Source organism: Enterobacter cloacae (genome assembly GCF_011078175.1).
Lineage (GTDB): Bacteria > Pseudomonadota > Gammaproteobacteria > Enterobacterales > Enterobacteriaceae > Enterobacter > Enterobacter cloacae_Q.
Genome location: NZ_JAALCJ010000007.1, coordinates 236864 through 261372 on the forward strand (window position 1 = coordinate 236864; position 24509 = coordinate 261372).

The 24509-nt window shown below is 54.0% G+C and carries 23 protein-coding genes; 8 read left to right on the forward strand and 15 right to left on the reverse strand.

Annotation, left to right across the window (positions count from 1 at the left end; genetic code table 11):
* Positions 1–28 precede the first annotated feature (28 nt).
* From atpG to asnC, 11 genes are all read right to left on the reverse strand, one after another.
* On the reverse strand, positions 29–892 hold the full coding sequence (gene atpG / locus G6Q29_RS16700; protein ID WP_014881884.1) for a F0F1 ATP synthase subunit gamma: 864 nt from the start codon (positions 890–892) through the stop codon (positions 29–31).
* Between the two features lie 51 nt (positions 893–943).
* Positions 944–2485, reverse strand: a complete 1542-nt coding sequence (gene atpA, locus G6Q29_RS16705) for a F0F1 ATP synthase subunit alpha (protein ID WP_080329736.1) — start codon at positions 2483–2485, stop codon at positions 944–946.
* A 12-nt stretch (positions 2486–2497) separates the two neighbouring features.
* Positions 2498–3031 carry a F0F1 ATP synthase subunit delta gene (atpH, locus tag G6Q29_RS16710; protein ID WP_003862369.1) on the reverse strand — a complete coding sequence of 178 codons (534 nt, stop codon included), beginning with the start codon at positions 3029–3031 and terminating at the stop codon, positions 2498–2500.
* Between the two features lie 14 nt (positions 3032–3045).
* Positions 3046–3516, reverse strand: coding sequence for a F0F1 ATP synthase subunit B (gene atpF / locus G6Q29_RS16715; RefSeq protein ID WP_003862370.1), 471 nt, complete (start codon positions 3514–3516; stop codon positions 3046–3048).
* Between the two features lie 48 nt (positions 3517–3564).
* Positions 3565–3804: a F0F1 ATP synthase subunit C gene (gene atpE, locus G6Q29_RS16720; protein ID WP_000429386.1), complete on the reverse strand. Its 240-nt coding sequence runs from the start codon at positions 3802–3804 to the stop codon at positions 3565–3567.
* A gap of 49 nt (positions 3805–3853) precedes the next feature.
* Positions 3854–4669: a F0F1 ATP synthase subunit A gene (gene atpB, locus G6Q29_RS16725; protein ID WP_165466487.1), complete on the reverse strand. Its 816-nt coding sequence runs from the start codon at positions 4667–4669 to the stop codon at positions 3854–3856.
* An 8-nt stretch (positions 4670–4677) separates the two neighbouring features.
* The gene (atpI, locus tag G6Q29_RS16730) at positions 4678–5058 is read right to left on the reverse strand and encodes a F0F1 ATP synthase subunit I (protein ID WP_003862375.1); all 381 of its coding nucleotides are present in this window, start codon (positions 5056–5058) and stop codon (positions 4678–4680) included.
* Between the two features lie 616 nt (positions 5059–5674).
* Complete coding sequence (gene rsmG / locus G6Q29_RS16735) at positions 5675–6298, reverse strand: 16S rRNA (guanine(527)-N(7))-methyltransferase RsmG (RefSeq protein WP_165466488.1); 624 nt, start codon at positions 6296–6298, stop codon at positions 5675–5677.
* A gap of 107 nt (positions 6299–6405) precedes the next feature.
* Positions 6406–8295: a tRNA uridine-5-carboxymethylaminomethyl(34) synthesis enzyme MnmG gene (gene mnmG / locus G6Q29_RS16740; protein WP_165466489.1), complete on the reverse strand. Its 1890-nt coding sequence runs from the start codon at positions 8293–8295 to the stop codon at positions 6406–6408.
* Positions 8296–8669: 374 nt separating this feature from the next.
* The gene (gene mioC / locus G6Q29_RS16745; protein ID WP_003862381.1) at positions 8670–9119 is read right to left on the reverse strand and encodes an FMN-binding protein MioC; all 450 of its coding nucleotides are present in this window, start codon (positions 9117–9119) and stop codon (positions 8670–8672) included.
* 90 nt (positions 9120–9209) lie between these two features.
* Entirely contained in the window at positions 9210–9668 is a 459-nt protein-coding gene (gene asnC / locus G6Q29_RS16750) for a transcriptional regulator AsnC (RefSeq protein ID WP_003862383.1), read from the reverse strand.
* A 151-nt stretch (positions 9669–9819) separates the two neighbouring features.
* Between asnC and asnA the strand changes: the two genes are divergently transcribed.
* A complete protein-coding gene (asnA, locus tag G6Q29_RS16755; RefSeq protein ID WP_165466490.1) occupies positions 9820–10812 on the forward strand; it encodes an aspartate--ammonia ligase in 993 nt (330 codons plus the stop codon).
* Here asnA and viaA read toward each other — a convergent pair whose 3' ends face one another.
* Both viaA and ravA read right to left on the reverse strand, forming a co-directional pair.
* Positions 10813–12264 carry an ATPase RavA stimulator ViaA gene (gene viaA / locus G6Q29_RS16760; RefSeq protein ID WP_165466491.1) on the reverse strand — a complete coding sequence of 484 codons (1452 nt, stop codon included), beginning with the start codon at positions 12262–12264 and terminating at the stop codon, positions 10813–10815.
* Positions 12258–13754 carry an ATPase RavA gene (ravA, locus tag G6Q29_RS16765; RefSeq protein WP_165466492.1) on the reverse strand — a complete coding sequence of 499 codons (1497 nt, stop codon included), beginning with the start codon at positions 13752–13754 and terminating at the stop codon, positions 12258–12260. The genes viaA and ravA overlap by 7 nt, the downstream gene beginning before the upstream one ends.
* 222 nt (positions 13755–13976) lie before the next feature.
* Between ravA and kup the strand changes: the two genes are divergently transcribed.
* The 7 genes from kup (at position 13977) to rbsR (ending at position 21925) form a co-directional block, all read left to right on the forward strand.
* Positions 13977–15845, forward strand: coding sequence for a low affinity potassium transporter Kup (kup, locus tag G6Q29_RS16770; RefSeq protein ID WP_062933812.1), 1869 nt, complete (start codon positions 13977–13979; stop codon positions 15843–15845).
* A gap of 225 nt (positions 15846–16070) precedes the next feature.
* Complete coding sequence (gene rbsD, locus G6Q29_RS16775) at positions 16071–16490, forward strand: D-ribose pyranase (RefSeq protein WP_165466493.1); 420 nt, start codon at positions 16071–16073, stop codon at positions 16488–16490.
* Between the two features lie 7 nt (positions 16491–16497).
* Positions 16498–18003, forward strand: a complete 1506-nt coding sequence (gene rbsA, locus G6Q29_RS16780; protein ID WP_165466505.1) for a ribose ABC transporter ATP-binding protein RbsA — start codon at positions 16498–16500, stop codon at positions 18001–18003.
* A gap of 4 nt (positions 18004–18007) precedes the next feature.
* Entirely contained in the window at positions 18008–18973 is a 966-nt protein-coding gene (rbsC, locus tag G6Q29_RS16785; RefSeq protein WP_003862395.1) for a ribose ABC transporter permease, read from the forward strand.
* Between the two features lie 27 nt (positions 18974–19000).
* Positions 19001–19891: a ribose ABC transporter substrate-binding protein RbsB gene (rbsB, locus tag G6Q29_RS16790; RefSeq protein ID WP_003862397.1), complete on the forward strand. Its 891-nt coding sequence runs from the start codon at positions 19001–19003 to the stop codon at positions 19889–19891.
* 108 nt (positions 19892–19999) lie between these two features.
* Positions 20000–20929: a ribokinase gene (gene rbsK, locus G6Q29_RS16795; RefSeq protein ID WP_165466494.1), complete on the forward strand. Its 930-nt coding sequence runs from the start codon at positions 20000–20002 to the stop codon at positions 20927–20929.
* A gap of 3 nt (positions 20930–20932) precedes the next feature.
* Entirely contained in the window at positions 20933–21925 is a 993-nt protein-coding gene (gene rbsR / locus G6Q29_RS16800; protein WP_003862402.1) for a ribose operon transcriptional repressor RbsR, read from the forward strand.
* Here rbsR and mdtD read toward each other — a convergent pair.
* Entirely contained in the window at positions 21891–23324 is a 1434-nt protein-coding gene (gene mdtD, locus G6Q29_RS16805; protein WP_165466495.1) for a multidrug transporter subunit MdtD, read from the reverse strand. The two genes, rbsR and mdtD, sit on opposite strands and share 35 nt — an antisense overlap.
* Entirely contained in the window at positions 23321–24028 is a 708-nt protein-coding gene (locus tag G6Q29_RS16810) for a FadR/GntR family transcriptional regulator (RefSeq protein ID WP_165466496.1), read from the reverse strand. The genes mdtD and G6Q29_RS16810 overlap by 4 nt, the downstream gene beginning before the upstream one ends.
* Positions 24029–24509: the final 481 nt, after the last annotated feature.

The following is a 24509-nucleotide window of genomic DNA, read 5'->3' on the forward strand; positions in this document are numbered from 1 at the left end:
GAATCCTCTACGTAATTCGTAAACCTGGTTAAACCGCGGCGGCCCCCGAGACGATCTCGGTGAGTTCCTGAGTAATGCTGGCCTGACGAGCTTTGTTGTAAACCAACTGCAGCTCTTTAATCAGGCTGCCGCCATTATCGGTCGCGGCTTTCATCGCCACCATTCGTGCGGCCTGCTCGCTGGCCAGGTTTTCTACAACGCCCTGATAAACCTGAGATTCAACGTAACGACGCAGCAGGGTATCCAGCAGCGGTTTCGGATCGGGTTCATACAGGTAATCCCAGGCTTTCTGCTTCAACTCGTCATCTTCTGATGCCGGTAACGGCAACATCTGAGTGATCGTAGGCACCTGAGACATGGTGTTAATAAATTTGTTGCTGACAACGTACAGTCTGTCCAGACGGCCTTCATCGTAGGCCTGCAACATCACTTTAACCGGGCCGATCAGTTCGGACAGGGACGGGTTATCACCCATACCGGTCACCTGAGCGACAATGTTGCCACCAACGGAGTTAAAGAAAGAGACGCCTTTAGAGCCAATCAGTGCCAGATCGCACTGAACGCCTTTATCGGACCAGCCTTTCATATCCGCCAGCAGTTTTTTGAACAGGTTAATGTTCAAGCCGCCACACAGACCACGGTCAGTCGACACCACCAGATAGCCCACGCGCTTAACGTCGCGTTCTTCCAGGTAAGGGTGCTTATATTCCAGATTACCGTTTGCAAGGTGACCAATCACTTTGCGCATGGTCTCTGCATAAGGACGGCTGGCCGCCATGCGATCCTGCGATTTACGCATTTTGGAAGCGGCGACCATCTCCATCGCTTTAGTGATCTTTTGCGTGTTCTGGACGCTTGCGATCTTACTACGTATCTCTTTTGCGCCGGCCATGAGCTTCTCCTCAATGCCAGACGGCTTGTCCTGAGACAAGCCGCCGGACGATTACCAGGATTGGGTTGCTTTGAAGGAATCGAGGATAGCTTTCAGCTTGCCTTCGATTTCGTCGTTATAGCCACCGGTCTGGTTGATCTCTTGCATCAGCGGAGCGTGATCACGGTCGACGTAAGCCAGCAGAGCGGCTTCGAAGCTACCGATTTTCGCCAGTTCCACATCTTCGAGGTAACCGCGTTCAGCCGCGAACAGCACCAGGCCCTGCTGCGCAACAGACATTGGAGCGTACTGTTTCTGCTTCAGCAGCTCGGTCACTTTCTGACCGTGGCTCAGCTGTTTACGGGTTGCTTCATCCAGATCGGATGCGAACTGAGAGAACGCAGCCAGTTCACGATACTGTGCCAGCGCGGTACGGATACCACCGGACAGTTTCTTGATGATCTTGGTCTGAGCAGCACCACCCACACGGGATACGGAGATACCCGGGTTAACCGCCGGACGAATACCGGAGTTAAACAGGTTAGTTTCCAGGAAGATCTGACCATCGGTAATGGAGATTACGTTGGTCGGAACGAACGCAGAAACGTCACCCGCCTGGGTTTCAATGATCGGCAGCGCGGTCAGAGAACCTGTTTTACCCTTCACTTCACCTTTGGTGAAGTTCTCGACGTACTCCGCGTTAACGCGGGAAGCACGCTCCAGCAGACGAGAGTGGAGGTAGAATACGTCGCCAGGGAATGCTTCACGTCCAGGTGGACGACGGAGCAGCAGGGAAACCTGACGATAAGCAACAGCCTGTTTAGACAGGTCATCGTATACGATCAGTGCATCTTCACCGCGGTCACGGAAGTATTCGCCCATTGCACAACCCGCGTATGGCGCCAGGTATTGCAGTGCAGCAGATTCAGAAGCGGTAGCCACAACCACGATGGTGTTAGCCAGCGCGCCGTGCTCTTCCAGTTTACGAACCACGTTAGAAATGGTGGACGCTTTCTGGCCGATAGCCACGTACACACATTTGATGCCGGAGTCGCGCTGGTTGATGATGGCATCGATCGCCATCGCGGTTTTACCGGTCTGACGGTCACCGATGATCAGTTCACGCTGACCACGACCGATTGGGATCATGGCGTCAACGGACTTATAACCTGTCTGAACAGGCTGATCTACGGACTGACGATCGATAACGCCTGGTGCGATAACTTCGATTGGGGAGAAGCCATCGTGCTCAACCGGACCTTTACCGTCGATTGGCGCACCCAGGGTGTTAACAACGCGACCCAGCAGGCCACGGCCAACCGGCACTTCCAGAATACGGCCAGTACACTTAACCTTCATGCCTTCGGCGAGGTCAGCGTATGGACCCATCACAACGGCACCTACGGAGTCGCGCTCCAGGTTCAGTGCGATAGCGTAACGGTTACCCGGCAGGGAAATCATCTCACCCTGCATACAATCGGCCAGGCCGTGGATGCGGATAACACCGTCACTTACAGAAACAATAGTACCTTCGTTGTGAGCTTCACTCACAACACTGAACTGAGCAATGCGCTGCTTGATCAGTTCGCTGATTTCGGTGGAATTCAGTTGCATGCTCCAGTCCCCTTAAGACTGCAAGACGTCTGCAAGGCGCTCAAGACGGCCGCGTACGCTGCCATCAATGACCATATCACCCGAGCGGATGATTACGCCTGCCATTACAGACTTATCGATTTTGCAATTCAGCTTAACTTTGCGTGACAGACGTTTTTCCATCGCGGCGGTGATTTTCGCAAGCTGTTCGTCACTCAGTTCAGTCGCGGAAGTCACTTCGACTTCTGCGGTAGCTTCACTGAGGGCACGTAAGTGCTCAAACTGCTCAAGAACATCCGGGAGCACACGGAGACGACCATTTTCCGCCATCACCTTAATCAGGTTCTGGCCGTTGGCATCCAGTTGCTCTCCGCACACGGCGATAAACGACGCGGCGAGGGTTTCAGGCGCTAGCGCACCAGAAAGCAACTCGGCCATTTGTTCGTTTTTCGTCACCTCAGCGGCAAACGCCAGCATATTCTGCCAGCGATCGACATTTTGGTGTTCGACAGCAAAGTCAAAAGCTGCTTTGGCGTAGGGGCGAGCTACCGTAACAAATTCAGACATCAGCCCCTCCCTCCTTACAGTTCAGCGACAAGTTTGTCCACGATGTCGCTGTTAGCAGCTTCATCCACGGAACGTTCGATGATCTTCTCGGCGCCAGCAACAGCCAGAATCGCAACCTGCTTACGCAGTTCTTCACGAGCACGTTTACGCTCAGCTTCAATTTCAGCCTGAGCCTGTGTCACGATCTTAGTACGTTCCTGTTCTGCTTCAGCTTTGGCTTCGTCCAGGATCTGAGAACGGCGTTTGTTAGCCTGTTCAATGATTACCTGAGCTTCAGCTTTCGCTTTTTTCAGCTGGTCTGTCGCGTTGGCCTGTGCAAGGTCCAAATCTTTCTTAGCGCGTTCTGCGGAAGCCAGACCGTCAGCAATTTCTTTCTGACGTTTTTCGATGGCAGCCATTAAAGGCGGCCATACATACTTCATGCAGAACCAGACAAAGAGAATAAACGCGATGGCCTGGCCGAGGATTGTTGCGTTCATGTTCACAGCACAATACCTCTTAAATTTCTGTGGCTTGGGGTTTTAAAACAACTACTACGCGACAGCAAACATCACGTACAGACCCAGACCTACAGCGATCATTGGGATTGCATCCACCAGACCCATAACGATAAAGAACTGAGTACGCAGCAGAGGAATCAGATCAGGTTGACGCGCTGCGCCTTCCAGGAATTTACCTCCGAGGATGCCGATACCGATCGCAGCACCGATAGCCGCCAGACCCATCATCACAGCGGCAGCCATGTACAGCAGATCCATATTCAGGTTTTCCATGACAGTCTCCAGTTTGTTTCAATTAAAACGTAGTAGTGTTGGTAAAAAATCAGTGCTCTTCAGACGCCATCGACAGATAGACGATCGTCAGAACCATGAAGATAAAGGCTTGCAGCGTAATGATCAGGATGTGGAAAATGGCCCATGGCACATTAAGAATCCACTGTGACCACCACGGCAGAAGACCCGCGATCAGAATGAAAATCAGCTCACCCGCATACATGTTGCCGAACAGTCGCAGACCTAGTGAAACAGGTTTGGACAGCAGGCTAACGCCTTCCAGGATCAGGTTGACCGGAATAAACGCCCAGTGGTTGAACGGCTGCAAGGTAAGCTCTTTCACAAAGCCGCTTACGCCTTTCATTTTGATGCTGTAGAACAGAATGAGGATAAATACGCCCAGCGCCATCGACAGGGTGATGTTCACGTCGGCAGACGGAACCACGCGCAGTGCAGGCAGACCGAGAACGTGCTCACCGATCCAAGGTAAGAAATCGATAGGCAGAAGGTCCATCAGGTTCATCAGGAATACCCAAACGAACACGGTCAGGGCCAGCGGAGCAATCAGCTTGCTCTTACCATGGTACATGTCTTTCACGCTGCCATGGACGAAGCCGATGATCATCTCGATGAACGTCTGGAATTTCCCTGGAACACCGCTGGTCGCCTTTTTAGCAACGCTGCGGAACATGGCCAGGAACAGAAGACCCAAAACCACCGAGAAGAACATGGAGTCGATGTTGATCGTCCAGAAGGTGGCCGGGGGGTTATGTGGATCCACCAGCGAGAATGTACGCAGGTCCATCTGAAGGTTATTCAGATGGTGACCTATGTAATCCTGCGGCGTCATATTTTCTGAAGCCATGATGCCTTTTACCCTTTGTTATTGATTACAGCTGGAGCCAGAACTTGTACCACCAGCACCAAAACCCACGTTGCTATCAGCGGCATGAATACCACTTTCAAAACCGCCAGCGCCATCACCAGTAGAGCAAAGGTCAGCAACACCTTACACACTTCGCCGAGAGCGAAGGACCAGGCCACGCGGCCTTTGGCGGGTGTATGCGCCTGATGACGCCAGGCAAAAATCATAAACAACACGTTTGGCAGTACTACCGCCAAACCTCCGCACGCGGCGGAAATGCCCCAGAAGGGGTCTTTGAGGCTAAACAGCAGTCCACTTGCTATCACAGCCAGAAACTGAATGAACAGAAGCTTACGAGCAACGTTTCTACTCAAGAGCGACACAGACATCACGTTTTTACTCCTGCTCCCTTCGAGGTATGCCGCGTGTCGTATAAAACGTCCTTTAAGGCTCAGAGTCAAGCATCAAAAAGCGGTCAAATTATACGGTGCGTACCCGTGATTTCAAACATTAAGTAGCGAAAAGGTGAATAAATGTTTAAATATTTTTCCCCAGTGCTATTTTTCAACTTTTGACCTTAGTGCCGTGCTTCAGGCAAAACTGCAAACAGCGCGAAAACGTTGATGATAAAGCGTGCACGAGATCACAAAATGCACATTTGCGATAAAGTGGTATTTATCAAAGACGTAAAACGTTTAATTTCATCTTTATGAAATTAAAGCAAAAAACCAGTAACTATTTTTAAAACACACCCGTATACAACAAAAACCTTTTATTGACATTCTTAATAAATATTTAACATTACATTCTTGTTGCCCGCTCCCACTTTTAGCAGACTGATATTTTCATTGTTGATTATCTTCATGGTGAATGAATCACCTCAGGTTAATAGCAAGAAAATCCATGGTAACAACAAGGTTAAATTAACAACGGCCAAATCTGACTGGATGTGCTGCTTTTTAACACGATCGGAACAGCACAAATTCCACATTTTTAATTAAATTTTTAAAAAGAGTTTGGCTTAATTATCACCAAATGTCGTTCACCCTCGAGCTGAGGGATTTGGAGTTTCTCAATGGATTCGACAGCAAAACCGTCCGGAAGCTGCTCGATTTCGTCTCCCGGAAGTTGCCCTTTCAGCGCATAAAAACGTCCGTTCTCCGCCGGCAGGTGTTTGCACCAGCTCACCATGTCATTGAGTGAGGCAAACGCACGGCTGATAACGCCGTCAAACGGTGGCTCAGCCGGAAACGCCTCTACCCTGCTCTGCACGGGCGTGATGTTTTCCAGCTTTAGTTCATGCTGAACCTGGCGTAAAAAGCGTACGCGCTTGCCAAGGCTGTCCAGCAGTGTGAAATGACTTTCTGGTCGAACAATAGACAACGGAACGCCCGGCAAGCCAGGACCGGTTCCCACGTCGATAAACCGTTCACCGTTCAGATACGGTGCCACCACGATGCTATCGAGAATATGGCGAATCAGCATCTCGTTGGGATCGCGTACGGAGGTAAGGTTGTACGCTTTGTTCCATTTGTTCAGCATATCGACATAGGCCACCAGCTGATTTTTCTGATGATCGGTGAGCGAAATACCTGCCTGTTCCAGCAGACGAGAGAGTTTATTGAGCACGGTGAATACCTGTTGGGAAACTTAAGTGGCGGGTGGCGCTTCGCTAACCCGCCCTATGGGTTCAGTAGGCCCGGTAAGCGCAGCGCCACCGGGCAATTTTCAGAGCATTACGCGCTGCGGCGCAGCATGCCCTGCTTTTTCAGCCACACCAGCAGAATCGAAATCGCGGCAGGTGTGACGCCGGAGATGCGTGAGGCCTGGCCAATCGACACAGGTTTGTGATCGTTCAGCTTAGCGATCACTTCGTTAGACAGGCCCGTCACCTGACGGTAGTCCAGCATTTCCGGCAGCAGCGTGTTTTCGTTGCGCTGCTGTTTTTCGATCTCATCCTGCTGACGCGCAATGTAACCTTCGTATTTCACCTGAATTTCGACCTGCTCAGCCGCTTCTGCATCTTCAAGACCCGGGGCGAACGCGGTGAGTTTCACCAGATTTTCGTAGGTCACTTCCGGACGGCGCAGCAGATCTTCACCACTGGCTTCACGCGAGAGCGGCGCAGTTAAGTGAGCGTTCACTTCGGCAGCGGTTTCTGCCTGTGGATTAACCCACGTGGTTTTCAGGCGCTGACGTTCCTGTTCGATACGCTCCAGCTTCTCGTTAAAGCGCGCCCAGCGTTCGTCATCCACCAGACCCAGCTCGCGACCGATTTCGGTCAGACGAAGATCGGCGTTGTCTTCGCGCAGCATCAGGCGATATTCCGCACGAGAGGTAAACATGCGGTACGGTTCTTTAGTCCCCAGCGTGCAGAGATCGTCGACCAGTACGCCCAGGTAAGCCTGAGAACGCGCCGGTGCCCAGCCCTCTTTCTCGGCAGAGAAGCGAGCGGCATTCAGACCGGCAAGCAGACCCTGTGCGGCGGCTTCTTCATACCCGGTGGTGCCGTTAATCTGGCCTGCGAAGAACAGACCCTGGATGAATTTGCTTTCCAGCGTCGGCTTCAGGTCACGCGGATCGAAGAAATCGTACTCAATAGCGTAGCCTGGGCGAACAATCTTCGCGTTTTCCATGCCCTGCATTGAACGCACAATCTGCATCTGCACGTCGAACGGCAGGCTGGTGGAGATGCCGTTTGGGTAAATTTCGTTAGAGGTCAGCCCTTCCGGTTCGAGGAAGATCTGGTGCTGGTTACGATCGGCAAAGCGCATCACTTTGTCTTCGATCGACGGGCAATAACGTGGGCCGATCCCTTCGATCACGCCGGCGTACATTGGGCTGCGATCGAGGTTATTGCGGATCACGTCATGGGTTTTTTCATTGGTGTGTGTGATGTAGCACGGCACCTGCTGCGGATGTTGCGCCGCATTGCCCATGAACGAGAACACCGGCATCGGGTTATCGCCATGCTGCTGTGCCAGCACGCTGAAATCAATGGTGCGTGCATCAATACGCGGCGGCGTACCGGTTTTCAGGCGGCTTACGCGCAGCGGCAGCTCACGCAGACGACGAGACAGCGGAATCGACGGCGGATCGCCAGCACGGCCACCGCTGTAGTTGTCCAGACCAATATGGATTTTACCGTCCAGGAATGTCCCGACGGTCAGCACCACCGCTTTTGCGCGGAACTTGAGACCCATCTGGGTCACAGCGCCGACTACACGATCGTTCTCTACGATAAGATCTTCCACTGCCTGCTGGAAGATCATCAGGTTCGGTTGGTTCTCCAGCGCGGTGCGTACAGCCTGCCGGTAAAGAACGCGGTCTGCCTGTGCACGGGTGGCGCGAACAGCGGGACCTTTACTCGCGTTTAGTATCCTAAACTGGATGCCGGCATGATCGATCGCTTTCGCCATCAGGCCGCCAAGCGCATCCACTTCTTTTACCAGGTGTCCTTTCCCAATGCCGCCAATCGCCGGATTACAGGACATTTGTCCCAGCGTGTCGATATTGTGTGTCAAAAGCAGGGTCTGCTGACCCATTCGCGCTGCGGCCATTGCGGCCTCAGTGCCTGCGTGACCCCCGCCAATGATGATGACGTCAAAAGGATCCTGATAAAACATGGTGGTCTGCCTCGCGTAAAGCGGTATGAAAATGGATTGAAGCCCGGGCCGTGGATTCTACTCAACTTTAGTCTTTCGAGAAAGCATTGGGATCCTGGGCTATTAAAAAGAAGATCTTTTTATTTAGAGATCTGTTCTATTGTGATCTCTTATTAGGATCGCAGACCTTTGTGGATAAGTCCGATCCCATAAATAAGATCATGCAGTTAGGAAGGATCGTTTGCTGTGAATGATCGGTGATCCTGGACCGTATAAGCTGGGATCAGATCGCCACTTTATACACAGGTCAAAAACTAAACCAACGTTGTTCTTTGGATAACTACGGCTTAATACGAGCTTTTAACCAGAGTTATCCACATCTGATCGCACGATCTTTAATCGTTTTTGAGTAAATTTTTCCATTCCGCGAGCCAGATCTCAGCTGGATCTTCGGGAATGTCATGATCGAGGATGTTGATCTTCAGCGTTTCACCCAGCTGTTTTGCTCCGCAGGCGGTCACCGCAGCTTCAACTTTCTCTATGGCGCCACAGAAAGTGTCATATTCACGGCTGCCGATCCCCACAGCGCCAAACCGGACGTTTGACAGATCGGGCTGTTGTTCCAGCAGTTCGTCATATAAAGGTTGCAGGTTATCCGGCAGATCGCCCGCGCCGTGCGTGGAGGTGATCAGCAGCCAGACCCCGTCAGTCGGGAGATCTTCCAGCAGCGGTCCGTGCAGCGTTTGTGTAGAAAAGCCCGCATCTTCCAGCTTCTCAGCCAGATGTTCCGCTACATATTCCGCACCGCCCAGGGTGCTGCCGCTGATAAGAGTAATGTCCGCCATTGATCGCTCGCTCAGATAAAGAGGCGGCCATTGTACGCTGTGAACGAGCTGGGATCTACCTGTGGAAAATGTGGGAATGAAATTGCCCGATCACGGGCGGATAGTACGCATGATCGGGTTTTGCAGGGAGATCAGGGTTTCGGTGGACTGAATTTCATCGATTGTTTGGATCTTGTTGATAAGTACCTGCTGGAGGGCGTCGATGGATCGGCACATCACCTTTATAAAGATGCTGTAGTGCCCGGTGGTGTAGTACGCCTCGGTGACTTCATCCAGCGCGTTCAGTTTCTCCAGCGCGGAGGGGTAATCTTTGGCGCTTTTCAGAATAATGCCAATGAAGCAGCAGACGTCGTAGCCGAGTTGCTTCGGGCTGACGTCAATGCGTGCGCCGGTGATGATCCCTGCCTGCTTCATTTTCTCGACGCGAACGTGAATGGTCCCCGGGCTGACGCCAAATTGTTTCGCCAGTTCGGCATACGCGGTGCGTGCGTTGGCCATGAGCGCCTCCAGGATGCCGCGGTCCAGATTGTCGATCTGATAATTTTCCATAGGTTTTTCTTATGAAGATTAATGATTCCTTCTATTCTAGCGTCTTATTTTAACGAATCAAAAGTGAAGGCGGCTTTTTGTTGATGGGTTATTGAATTAAGCGCCTTTTCTGTTGCTTAATCATTATCAACAGGACGCAGGAGTATAAATAATGAAAACCGCTTACATCGCAAAACAACGCCAGATCAGTTTCGTTAAATCCCATTTTTCCCGCCAGCTGGAGGAGAAGCTTGGCCTTATTGAAGTTCAGGCGCCGATTCTGAGCCGCGTGGGTGACGGGACGCAGGATAACTTGTCTGGTTGCGAAAAAGCGGTACAGGTAAAAGTGAAAACACTGCCAGATGCCCAGTTCGAAGTGGTTCATTCCCTGGCGAAGTGGAAGCGTCAAACCCTGGGACAACACGACTTCAGCGCGGGCGAAGGGCTTTACACGCACATGAAAGCCCTTCGCCCCGATGAAGACCGCCTCTCCCCGATTCACTCTGTCTACGTTGACCAGTGGGACTGGGAGCGCGTAATGGGAGATGGCGAACGTCACGTCGGTACGCTGAAATCCACCGTTGAGGCCATCTATGCGGGGATCAAAGCAACCGAAGCGGCCGTAAGCAAAGAGTTTGGTCTGGCTCCGTTCCTGCCGGAAACGATCCACTTTGTTCACAGCCAGGAATTGCTGAGCCGTTTCCCGGTTCTGGATGCCAAAGGCCGCGAGCGGGCGATCGCCAAAGAGCTGGGCGCGGTATTCCTGATCGGCATTGGCGGGAAGTTGTCTGATGGTAAACGTCACGACGTGCGTGCGCCGGATTACGATGACTGGAGCACCGTGGGCGAAAGCGAATATGCCGGTCTGAACGGCGATATTCTGGTCTGGAACCCGGTTCTTGAAGATGCGTTTGAACTCTCCTCGATGGGGATCCGCGTGGATGCTGAAGCACTGAAGCGTCAGCTGGCCGTGACCGGGGATGAAGATCGTCTGCAACTGGAGTGGCACCAGGCACTGCTGCGCGGTGAAATGCCGCAGACCATCGGCGGCGGTATTGGCCAGTCTCGTCTGACCATGCTGCTGCTGCAACTGTCCCATATCGGTCAGGTGCAGTGTGGTGTCTGGCCGCAGCAGGTACGTGAAAGCGTCGGTTCTCTTCTTTAATTAACGCCGCCAGCGTCTGAGCAGGCGGCTACGCAACCCGGTATCAAAGCGCCAGATGTGATCGAAAATGCGCATGATGCCGGGTTTTCCATGTGCAGACATCGCCACGGCATGGAACCGGTGCTGATGCACCCGCTGTAACTCCTTCACCTTATTCACCACGTCATCCGGCAGCCGCTGGGCAATAAAATCGGAAATCACCACCGCATCCGCGTCGTACCAGTCACCGCCCTGCATGCGCTCAATGATGCTGCGAAAACAGCTGGCCAGATCGGTGCCGCCGCGAAAGCGCTGGCTTAAAAAGCGGATCGCCTGCTCCAGCCCCTGTGGGCTGGTCAGTTCATACCCCACAACTTCGCTGGAAAAGAGCATGACGTAGCAGCGACGACGATCGGCGAGTGCCACGCGCATCAGGGCCAGGCAGAATGCTTTTGCGCACTGTTCATTAAAGCCCCCCATCGATCCAGACGTATCGACGCAAACAATGAATGGGCCGCGCGGCTGTTCGTCAAAATCGTGGTGCACAACCGGACGCTGGCTGATCTTCTCGCGCCAGGCTTCACCGTGCAGTCGATAGGTAATGAGCTGTTTTTCCACCAGCCGGCGATAAAACTCATACTCCAGTTCGGTCATTCCCAGCGTGCTGAGTTCCGTAGGCAGCAGGCGCAGGATGTCATCGCTTTGCTGTAACCCGTCCACCTGCTCCGGTACGGTGGAGGGTTCGCGTACCAGCGTGCGGAAGGTCTCCATCGGCGCATCTTTCTTTGGGACCGACCGGGCCTCCCGGGAGCGGCCGAGCTGTTCTGCGAGCTTCATCAGCTCCGGCTGTTGTGCCAGAAAGTCACCGTACTTCACGATCAGCTGATAATCGCCCCGCTTTAACTGGCCGGCACTCATATCCCAGAGTCGACCGGCGGCGTTTTCATTCTCCACCAGCACCTGTTCTAACTGGCCGCTCAGAGTCATTCGCTCCTGGACCTCACTGAGCAACTGTTCGCGCTCTTCGTCCAGCAACTGCTGATTAAGCGCCGTGGCCTGAACCACGAGGCTCAGACGCCAGCGCTGTAAAAACAGGGTATGCAGGGCGGGAGTAAAGCTGGGGTTGTCCGTGACCAGCGCTCTGGCCTGGCTGGCAAACGGGGAGTGAACGTTATCCAGCAGCGTCAGGGTTTGCTGAAGCTGAGCAATAAACTGCGGCGTTGAAAGCCGCTGGCACTGCTGGTAACCAGCCACTTCCTCTGTCAGTTCCGGCGGAACTTCCGTCTCCTTAAACCGCTGACGCAGGTTATCGCGCCAGCGGGGAAGATCGTCCGTCATTGCTTTTCGGAGCTTCGGAAATTTTTCAAAGAAGGCCGCCAGCTGCGGTGAAGCGAGCAGGGTAATGACGACCTCTTCGATCAACCCCTCCTCGCTAACCGCCAGCATGACGTTAAGCGTGTCCAGCGTTAGCATTGACGCGCCTGTTTGATCTGCGCGCTGACATCCTGCAAGCTGGCTTCAATGCGACCTAACCAGTCGCTATGGATAAAGAGGCATTTCTGCTGCTCGCTGAAGCGCGTGTGCTGCTGATGCCATTCGTTATCCAGCGCGTCGAGCTGCTGTTTGATCTCCTCCGGAACAGTATCGGAGGCCGTGCCCGGCATCGCCAGGCGCGATCCCTGAAGGCTGACGTCGCGGATCACAAGGTGCTGGCTGCTGTCGACTTCCATCGACAGCGGCTGTGCAAAGCCGATACCGTTGAGTTTACCGCGGATCTCACCGCCTTTATCCAGCCACTGTACCAGCGCAACGCGTTCGATCGTCACATGCACAACCTGCATATCATGAAGCTTCAGCGGCTGCTGAAGAAGAAGCGTGAGCGAGGCGTCAGTCAGCCCGGCTGGCAGTTCGTAGTGCGGTTTACGGGCAAACATCCCGCCAAGACGGTTCACCTTCAGCGCGGTCTTGTCACTTTGCTGCTGCTGGAGCTGAAGGCGACGTTGGGCAATCGCCCCCAGTTGATTAAGCATGGATTGCTGGCCCCACGCGTGTCTGGTCATCAAAACGTCCAGCTGCTGCTGCATCAGATTCATTCCTTCTGCGTCATGCCACAGGCAGTCTTTCAGCAGGATCAGATCGATGGGAGCGACAGCATCGCGGCCGCTAAACAGCGCGCTTGCCTGGAGCAGGCGGATGGCTTTTTTCCAGCGACGATCGGAGACATACGGCGCGGAGGGCAGTAAATCAAGCTGCTGGCGCAGCATGAAGATCAGCTCAAAAACGGGATCGGGCAGTTTTATCTTGCCGATCTCCTCCTGCCACTGGTGGTATTCCTCGTCCGTGACCTGCAATGACGCTGCCACCGGGTTTTCGTTTTCATCCTGCTGGCTTACCAGCATAGAACGGAAGTTTGATTTATCCTGGACTTTATCCAGCCACAGGCGGATCAGCATACGGTCATACAGCGCTTCCAGGCTGCTGTCGGCTTCGGGCAGTTCGTTTGACGCGGCCACCAGCAGGCGCATGGGGATCTTCTCTTCGCTGGCGCCGTTGCGGAATCGGCGTTCGTTAATTGCCGTCAGCAGGGTATTCAGAATGGCCGGGCCGGCTTTCCAGATCTCATCAAGAAAAACGATTTCCGCTTCCGGGAGATAGCCCGCCGTCAGACGTTCATAGCGTCCCTCATCTTTTAGCGCCTGAATGGAGAGCGGGCCGAAAACTTCTTCCGGCGTGGAGAAGCGTGTCATCAAATACTCGAATGCGCGCGCGTTCTGGAAAGCGAATTTGAGGCGGCGTGCGATCAGACTTTTGGCAATGCCCGGCGGCCCCAGCAGAAACACGCTTTCCCCGCTTAGCGCCGCCAGTAAGCAGAGGCGAATGGCGTGGCTACGCTCGTAAAGGCCTTTCTCAAGCGCATTGCTGAGGCGGGAAATTCTTTCTGCTAATAAATGTGAGTGAGCCATAATAGTTTTGCATCCTTTCGCCGTCGTGGCGGCTAATTGAAGCGAGTATAGACGTTTCGGTCTGGCCTGGTAATAGGTTGAAGTGCGGCGCTATTTTCTTTGCGCTACATTAACGCGGCTGTATTTAGGGGTACGATTTTGCATTGAATCGTGCATACTGTGCGCTTTTTGTGGGCCAAGGGACTAAGCACACATTTGTTATTCAAACGAAAAGACTAGTCTATGAGCACTGATAATAAGCAATCATTACCCGCAGTAACGCTTGCGGCGATCGGGGTTGTCTACGGTGATATTGGCACCAGCCCGCTTTATACGCTTCGTGAATGTCTGTCCGGTCAGTTTGGTTTTGGTGTAGAGCGTGACGCCGTATTTGGTTTCCTTTCGCTCATCTTCTGGCTGCTGATCCTGGTGGTCTCCCTTAAGTATCTCTCTTTCGTTATGCGGGCTGATAACGCGGGCGAGGGCGGTATTCTGACCCTGATGTCCCTTGCCGGGCGCAATACGTCTGCAAGAATGACCTCCGTACTGGTCATCATCGGCCTGATTGGCGGCAGCTTCTTCTATGGGGAAGTCGTGATTACGCCAGCGATTTCGGTGATGTCGGCCATAGAAGGGCTGGAGATTATCGCGCCACAGCTTGATACGTGGGTGGTGCCACTCGCTATTATCGTGCTGACGTTGCTGTTTGCTATACAAAAACACGGTACCGGGCTGGTGGGTAAGCTATTCGCGCCTATCATGCTGGCGTGGTTCCTGATCCTGGCGGCGCTGGGCTTACGTAGTATAATCGCCAACCCGGATGTCCTGCACGCGTTGAACCCAATGTGGGCGGTGCATTTCTTCCTTGAATATAAAGTGGTGTCGTTTGTGGCGCTGGGCGCGGTGGTGCTTTCCATTACGGGTGTTGAAGCGCTGTATGCGGATATGGGCCACTTCGGGAAACTCCCTATTCGCGTCGCCTGGTTTAGCGTGGTATTGCCTTCACTGGTGCTGAATTACTTCGGTCAGGGCGCGCTGCTGCTTGCTCATCCTGAAGCGATTAAAAACCCGTTCTTCCTTCTGGCGCCGGACTGGGCGCTGGTTCCGATGCTGATCCTGGCGACGCTGGCGACGGTCATTGCCTCTCAGGCCGTTATTTCCGGCGTCTTCTCCCTGACGCGTCAGGCCGTGCGTCTGGGGTATCTCTCTCCTATGCGCATTATTCATACCTCGGAAATGGAGTCCGGTCAGATCTACATTCCGTTCGTCAACTGGCTGCTCTATTTCGCGGTGGTGATTGTTATCGTCAGCTTTGAGCACTCCAGTAACCTGGCGGCGGCGTACGGTATCGCGGTGACCGGAACGATGGTGTTAACCTCTATTCTCTCCACCACCGTGGCGTACCGTAACTGGCACTGGAATAAGTTCCTCGTGGGGCTGATCCTGGTTGGCTTCCTCTGCATCGACGTGCCGCTGTTCTCTGCGAACCTCGACAAGATTGTCTCCGGTGGCTGGCTGCCGCTGACGCTGGGCCTGGTGATGTTTATTGTGATGACGACGTGGAAGAGCGAACGTTTCCGCCTGCTGCGTCGTATGCATGAGCACGGTAACTCTCTGGAGGCGATGATCGCCTCGCTGGAGAAATCTCCGCCGGTGCGTGTGCCGGGCACGGCGGTGTATATGTCTCGCGCGCTGAACGTGATCCCGTTTGCGCTGATGCATAACCTCAAGCACAACAAAGTGCTGCACGAGCGCGTGATCCTGCTGACGCTGCGTACTGAAGATGCGCCGTACGTTCACAACGTGCGTCGCGTTCAGATTGAACAGCTGTCGCCAACCTTCTGGCGCGTGGTGGCAAGCTACGGCTGGCGCGAAACGCCGAACGTGGAAGAGGTGTTCCACCGCTGCGGTCTGGAAGGTCTGAGTTGCCGCATGATGGAGACGTCGTTCTTTATGTCCCACGAGTCGCTGATCATCGGCAAGCGACCATGGTATCTGCGCCTGCGCGGCAAGCTGTATCTCATTCTGCAACGTAACGCCCTGCGTGCGCCTGATCAGTTTGAGATCCCGCCTAATCGCGTGATTGAGCTGGGAACGCAGGTCGAGATTTAAGTCTCCGTGCGGCCTGATGCCCGCTCCCCGACCCTCTCCCACAGGGAGAGGGCGCAACCATAAAAAACGGTAACCGTCAGGTTACCGTTTTGCATTTACCTCCTCTGCATTTTACTTAGCGAAACGTTTCGACGTTGATCACAAATCCGTTACGTCATGATGGTTTTCTGAACACTTCTGCGGCTACACTGTTTTTAGCGAAACGTTTCGCTAGTGGAGCAAAAAATGAAGAAAGGCAAAGTACTCAACTCAGAAATCTCATCGGTGATTTCCCGTCTTGGGCATACCGATACGCTGGTGGTTTGCGATGCAGGCTTACCGGTTCCGCGCAGCACAACCCGTATCGATATGGCATTAACGCAGGGCGTACCCTCGTTCATGCAGGTACTCGAAGTGGTCACCGCGGAGATGCAGGTTGAGGCGGCCATTCTCGCGGCGGAAATCAAACAACATAATCCGCAACTCCACGAAACGTTGCTCAGCCACATTGAGCAACTGCAACAGCACCAGGGAAACACCATAGAAATTCGTTACACAACGCACGAGCAGTTCAAACAACAAACCGCAGACAGTCAGGCGGTGATTCGCAGCGGGGAGTGTTCCCCGTATGCGAATATCATTCTCTGTGCTGGCGTCACCTTCTGAGGCCATCATGGACGCATTACTGCAACTCAAAGGGATCGATAAGTCGTTCCCGGGCGTAAAAGCCCTCTCTGGCGCGGCGCTGAACGTTTATTCCGGGCGCGTCATGGCGCTGGTGGGCGAAAACGGCGCGGGCAAATCCACCATGATGAAAGTGCTGACCGGTATCTACCAACGCGATGCCGGTTCGCTGCTGTGGCTGGGTAAAGAGACCACCTTCAACGGCCCGAAATCCTCTCAGGAAGCGGGCATCGGCATCATCCACCAGGAGCTGAACCTGATCCCGCAGCTCACCATTGCGGAGAACATCTTCCTCGGCCGTGAGTATGTGAACCGGTTTGGCAAAATCGACTGGAAAACGATGTATGCCGAAGCGGATAAACTGCTGGCGAAGCTGAATCTGCGCTTTAAGAGCGACCGCCTGGTGGGCGACCTCTCTATCGGCGATCAGCAGATGGTGGAAATCGCGAAGGTGCTGAGCTTCGAGTCAAAGGTCATCATCATGGATGAACCGACCGACGCCCTGACCGATACCGAAACCGAATCCCTGTTCCGCGTTATCCGCGAACTAAAATCCCAGGGGCGCGGCATTGTTTATATCTCTCACCGCATGAAAGAGATCTTCGAGATCTGCGACGACGTCACCGTGTTTCGCGACGGGCAGTTTATTGCCGAGCGTGAAGTGGCCACCCTGACCGAAGATTCGCTTATCGAAATGATGGTAGGGCGTAAGCTCGAAGACCAGTATCCGCGTCTGGATAAAGCGCCGGGAGAGATCCGCCTGAAGGTGGATAACCTCTGTGGGCCGGGCGTCAACGACGTTTCCTTTACCCTGCGCCAGGGCGAGATCCTCGGCGTCGCGGGCCTGATGGGCGCGGGGCGTACTGAACTGATGAAAGTGCTCTATGGCGCACTGCCGCGCACCAGCGGCTACGTTACCCTTGACGGCCATGAGGTGGTCACCCGCTCGCCGCAGGATGGCCTGGCGAACGGCATCGTCTATATCTCCGAAGACCGTAAGCGTGACGGCTTAGTGCTGGGCATGTCGGTAAAAGAGAACATGTCCCTGACTGCGTTAGGCTATTTTAGCCGCAGCGTCGGCAGCCTGAAACACAAAGATGAGCAGCAGGCGGTCAGCGATTTTATCCGTCTCTTTAACGTTAAAACCCCATCGATGGAGCAGGCGATTGGCCTGTTGTCCGGCGGGAATCAGCAGAAAGTGGCGATTGCCCGCGGGCTGATGACGCGCCCGAAAGTGTTGATCCTCGATGAGCCAACCCGCGGCGTGGACGTGGGCGCAAAAAAAGAGATCTATCAGCTGATTAACCAGTTCAAGGCCGACGGTCTGAGCATCATTCTGGTCTCTTCCGAGATGCCAGAAGTATTAGGCATGAGCGATCGTATTATCGTCATGCATGAAGGGCATCTCGGCGGTGAATTCACTCGCGAGCAGGCCACCCAGGAAGTTCTGATGGCTGCCGCTGTGGGCAAGCTTAATCGCGTGAATCAGGAGTAAGAAGATGACTACCCAGGCTGTTTCTGGTCGCCGCTATTTCACAAAGGCGTGGCTGATGGAACAAAAATCGCTGATTGCCCTGCTGGTGCTGATCGCGATTGTCTCGACCATGAGCCCGAACTTTTTTACCGTCAATAACCTGTTCAACATTCTTCAGCAGACCTCCGTCAACGCCATTATGGCGGTGGGGATGACGCTGGTGATTTTGACCTCGGGTATCGATCTGTCCGTCGGTTCCCTGCTGGCCCTCACCGGCGCGATCGCCGCGTCGATTGTCGGTATTGAGGTCAACGCGCTGGTGGCCGTTGCCGCTGCGCTGGCGGCAGGTGCGGCAATTGGCGCCGTAACCGGCGTGATTGTGGCGAAAGGTCGCGTTCAGGCGTTCATCGCCACGCTGGTGATGATGCTGCTGCTGCGCGGTGTGACCATGGTGTATACCAACGGCAGCCCGATTAATACCGGCTTTACCGATAATGCCGATCTGTTTGGCTGGTTCGGTATCGGTCGCCCGCTGGGCGTCCCGACCCCGGTCTGGATCATGGCTATCGTCTTCCTGGCGGCGTGGTACATGCTGCACCATACCCGTCTGGGTCGTTATATCTATGCGCTGGGCGGTAACGAAGCGGCAACGCGCCTGTCAGGTATCAGCGTTAATAAAGTCAAAATTATCGTTTACTCCCTGTGCGGCCTGCTGGCGTCTCTGGCGGGCATCATTGAAGTGGCGCGCCTCTCCTCCGCACAGCCAACGGCGGGGACGGGCTATGAGCTGGATGCCATCGCGGCAGTGGTTCTGGGCGGTACGAGCCTTGCGGGTGGTAAAGGTCGCATTGTTGGGACATTGATCGGCGCACTGATCCTCGGTTTCCTGAATAATGGTTTGAATTTGTTAGGTGTTTCCTCCTATTACCAGATGATCGTTAAGGCAGTGGTGATTTTGCTGGCGGTACTGGTAGACAACAAAAAACAGTAACTGACGACACTACAGGACATCTTAGATATGAACATGAAAAAACTGGCTACCCTGGTTTCTGCTGTCGCGCTGAGCGCAACCGTAAGTGCTAACGCCATGGCGAAGGACACCATCGCGCTGGTTGTCTCTACCCTGAACAACCCGTTCTTCGTCTCTCTGAAGGATGGCGCGCAGAAAGAAGCAGACAAACTGGGCTACAACCTGGTAGTGCTGGATTCTCAGAACAACCCGGCGAAAGAGCTGGCAAACGTTCAGGACTTAACCGTTCGTGGTACCAAAATCCTGCTGATCAACCCAACCGATTCCGACGCGGTCGGTAACGCCGTGAAGATGGCAAACCAGGCGAAGATCCCGGTGATCACCCTGGACCGTCAGGCAACGAAAGGGGACGTAGTCAGCCACATTGCGTCTGATAACGTACTCGGCGGTAAAATTGCCGGTGACTATATCGCTAAGAAGGCAGGTGAAGGCGCGAAAGTGATCGAATTACAAGGTATCGCCGGGACTTCCGCGGCCCGTGAACGTGGAGAAGGTTTCCAGCAGGCTGTAGCGGCGCACAAATTCAACGTGCTGGCGAGCCAGCCGGCAGACTTCGACCGTACAAAGGGTTTGAACGTCATGCAGAACCTGCTGACCGCGCATCCTGATGTGCAGGCGGTATTCGCACAGAACGACGAAATGGCGCTCGGTGCACTGCGTGCGCTCCAGACTGCGGGTAAATCAGATGTGATGGTTGTCGGATTTGACGGCACGCCGGATGGTGAAAAAGCAGTAAATGATGGCAAACTGGCTGCGACCATCGCTCAGCTGCCTGAGCAGATTGGCGCGACTGGCGTGCAAACTGCCGATAAAGTGCTGAAGGGCGAAAAAGTTCAGGCCAAATATCCTGTTGACCTGAAACTGGTCATTAAGCAGTAAAGGCGATTCAGGCAGTCGCTGGCTGCCTGAGGGACACCAAATAAAAGAAAAGTGTGGCATACGCCACCGGGTAAGACCGGTGGCGCTCTCAGATGGACACCTCAATACATGAAAACCGCAGGCAACCTCGTCGTCCTTGGCAGTATCAATGCCGATCACATTCTTAACCTTGAAACGTTCCCCACTCCGGGCGAAACCGTCACCGGCAATCAGTATCAGGTGGCGTTCGGCGGTAAGGGCGCAAACCAGGCGGTTGCTGCCGGGCGCAGCGGGGCGAATATCGCGTTTATCGCCTGTACGGGTGATGACGATACCGGCGAGCGCGTACGTAAACAGCTGGCAAGCGACAACATCGACATTGCGTCTGTCAGCGTGGTTGCAGGGGAATCTACCGGCGTGGCGCTGATTTTCGTCAATGCGGAAGGTGAGAATGTCATCGGTATTCATGCGGGGGCGAACGCCGCGTTAACGACTGAACGCGTCGACGCGCAGCGTGGAATCATCGCCGGAGCGGAAGCCCTGCTGATGCAGCTGGAGTCACCGGTTGAAAGCGTGCTGGCCGCTGCGAAAATTGCGCATGAAAATCATACGTCTGTCGTACTTAACCCTGCGCCTGCCCGTGTATTATCAGACGAGCTGCTGGCGCTGGTGGATATCATCACCCCGAACGAAACCGAAGCGGAAAAGCTGACGGGTATCCGTGTCGAAAATGATGACGATGCAGCGCGTGCCGCGCTTGCACTGCATGAAAAAGGCATCGGCACCGTAATAATCACCCTCGGCAGCCGTGGGGTGTGGGCTAGCGTCAATGGCGAAGGCCGTCGCGTACCGGGCTTTAAGGTCAAAGCTATTGATACTATCGCCGCAGGAGACACCTTCAACGGTGCACTGGTAACGGCGCTGCTGGAAGGAAAAGCAATGGATGACGCGATCCGCTTCGCGCATGCCGCCGCTGCGATTGCGGTGACGCGTAAAGGCGCTCAGCCTTCTGTTCCTTGGCGTAAAGAGATTGATGAATTCTTAAGTCAGCAGGGGTAACGCTTGGCCACAATGAAAGATGTCGCCCGTATGGCGGGCGTTTCTACCTCGACCGTCTCCCACGTAATCAATAACGATCGCTTCGTCAGCGAGGCGATTCGGGAGAAAGTTGACGCTGCAATTAAAGAACTCAACTATGCGCCGTCTGCGCTGGCCCGCAGCCTGAAGCTCAACCAGACGCGCACCATCGGCATGCTGATCACGGCCAGTACCAACCCTTTTTATTCTGAACTGGTGCGCGGCGTGGAGCGCAGCTGCTTCGAGCGCGGCTACAGCCTGGTGCTGTGCAATACCGAAGGCGATGAGCAGCGCATGAACCGTAACCTGGAGACGCTGATGCAAAAACGCGTCGACGGGCTACTGCTGCTCTGTACCGAAACGCATCAACCTTCTAAAGAGATCATTCAGCGCTACCCCTCTATTCCCACGGTCATGATGGACTGGGCGCCGTTCGACGGCACCAGCGATCTGATCCAGGATAACTCGCTGCTGGGTGGCGATATGGCGACTCAGCATCTGATCGATAAAGGTCATACCCGCATTGCCTGTATTACCGGCCCGCTGGATAAAACCCCGGCGCGCTTGCGTCTGGAAGGCTATCTTTCGGCCATGGAACGGGCGGGGCTTGCCATTCCTGATGGCTATCGCATCACTGGCGATTTCGAATTTAACGGTGGATTTGAAGCAATGCAGAAACTGCTGGCGCAAGAGCCGCGTCCGCAGGCGGTGTTTATCGGTAACGATGCGATGGCATTCGGAGCTTACCAGGCGCTTTATCAGGCGGGATTACGTGTTCCGGACGACATGGCTATCGTCGGTTACGATGATATCGAACTGGCGCGCTACATGACGCCGCCGCTGACCACCATTCATCAGCCGAAGGATGAACTGGGTGAGCTGGCCATCGATGTGTTGATCCACCGCATGGCCCAGCCCACGCTACAACAGCAACGTTTGCAGCTTACTCCTGTTCTGATGGAACGCGGTTCGGTTTAGCCTTCTCTTTGTGACGCTCGTTAATCAGGTTCCGGCCATCTTTCGGTTTTAACAACATAAAGACCACCGCCGATACCACGGTAAGCGCGCCCATGGTGATGAAGGTATAGTGGAACTGCTCCACGGTATTTGTGCCGTCAAACCCTTCATAAAACCGCAGTACCGCCGCGCTCACGGCAACTCCGAGGCTGATTGACAGCTGTTGAGTGACCGCCAGTACGCTGTTGCCGCTGCTGGCGTTCTCGTCGGTGAGGTCCGCAAGGGTGATGGTGTTCATCGACGTAAACTGCGTCGACATGGCCATTCCCAGCACAAACAGCGGCAGGATCAGCATCCAGATTGGTAAGGCCGCAGATTGCAGGGAGAACTGCGCAATCATCAATCCGATAAAGATCGTCACGCCAACCAGCGTCTTACGATAGCCAAACCAGCGCAGCACCTGCGTAACCGTCGATTTTGCCAGAATTGAGCCCATCGCTGTGGGGGCCATCATGCAGCCAGCAATCAGGGCCGGATAGCCGAAACCGACCTGGAGCATCAGCGGCATCAGGAACGGTACGCAGCCCGTGCCCAGACGTGAGGCAATGTTGCCCGCAATCCCGACGGAAAACGTTCGGGTGTTAAACAGAGATAAAGAAATAAGCGGTGTCGGATGGCGACGCGCATGACGTATATATAGAAGGAACAGCAATATACCGCTGAGGATGACGGCCAGCGCCAGCCACGTCGCTACGATTTTCTCACCAAAGAGCTCCATCCCGCTGGAGAACAGAACCAGGCTCAGGCCAAACAGGAAGAAGCCGCCCATATCGAAGCTGCGTCTTGGCGTGGTGAAGTTCGGCATATATTTGCGGGCATAAATCAGCCCTGCCACACCAATCGGAATATTAATCAGGAAGATCCAGTGCCAGCTTGCCCAGGTCACCAGTACACCACCAAGAACCGGGCCAAGTATCGGGCCGACCAGCCCCGGCATCGTCACAAAGTTGAGTACCGGGAGCAGTTCGCTGCGCGGATAGGCGCGCAATAACGCCAGTCGCGCGACGGGCATCATCATCGCGCCGCCTATCCCCTGTAGAACGCGGAAGATAACCAGTTCCGTCAGTGAGGTGGAGAGGGCGCAAGCCAAAGAACCGAGGGTGAACAACGTTACCGCCAGCATGAACACTTTACGCGTACCGAAACGATCGGCCAGCCAGCCGCTGACCGGAATAAGCATCGCCACCGTCAGGGTATAACTGATGATGGCGGATTGCATCGCCAGCGGGGAGCGGTTAAGGCTTTGGGCTATGGCGGGAAGGGCGGTATTGAGGATAGTGGCATCCAGTGCCTGCATAAAGAACGCCATGGCTGCAATCCACGGCAATCCGGCCATACTGCGTGCTTTTTTCTCTGTCATTTATTTACCTGCTGGTGGGTTGGCGCGGCCAGCAACGCCTGACACGCACTCAGGGCTCGCTGCCCGTCGCTCTCCTGAATGGCATCGACAATCGCCTGATGCAGATCCAGCTTCACCACCTCATCCTGTGTGATAGAGGTAAAGTAAGTGTGGTACACAGAATGGAATAAAGAAGCAAAGGAGGTCAGGAAAGGATTGGCGCTCATATTATAGATATGTTCATGCCAGGCCATATCGACCTCTATCCAGCGCTCGCGGTTAAAGTGCTTTTTCAGGTTCACCATCTCTTCCATGAAAGTATTGAGCTGCGCTTTTTGCTCTGCCGTGCCGAGCGTGGCGGCAAGTAGACAGGCCTGAGGCTCAAGACTGCTGCGCATGACCAGAAAGTGATCTACGACCTCGTTAAAGTTATCTTCGGTCATCCACCAGGTGAGTAATTCCTGATCGAGAAAGTTCCAGTTTCCTTGAGGCATAACGCGGGTGCCAATGCGCGGGCGTGGAAGCACCATACCTTTCGCCGTTAATGTTTTTACCGCTTCGCGAACGGCGGTACGGCTTACGCCAAACTGCTCGCCCAGTTCCATCTCGCTGGGCAGGATGCTACCTGGCGCATATTTACCCGCTAAGATCATCTGCGCAAGTTTCTCTGCCAGCACATACGACAGGTTTTTTTGGGCTGCCAGCTGTTGTGCGCTTAATGGCATCGCTTTTATTCCTTAAATAGTGATGCGGCTAATTATGCCATCTCAGGTGTGATTGTGGTTGCAGATACATCAAATAGAACAATTTGTAGCTTGATCTCATCGCTTTTGGTGAAAAAAAACACGGTCAGAAACTTTTTTTAAATTTCCTCTTGTCACTTCGGAAGAACTCCCTATAATGCGCCTCCACTGACACGGAACAACGGCACGCAAGCCGCCGGGTCAGCAGAGAAAAGCAAAATAAACGCTTGACTCTGAAGCGGGAAAGCGTAATATGCACACCCCGCGCCGCAGCGAAAACGAAGCGGCACTGCTCTTTAACAATTTATCAGACAATCTGTGTGGGCACTCAAAGTGACATGGATTCTTAACGTCGCAAGACGATAAATGAATACCAAGTCTCAACGAGTGAACACGTAATTCATTACGAAGTTTAATTCATTGAGCATCAAACTTTTAAATTGAAGAGTTTGATCATGGCTCA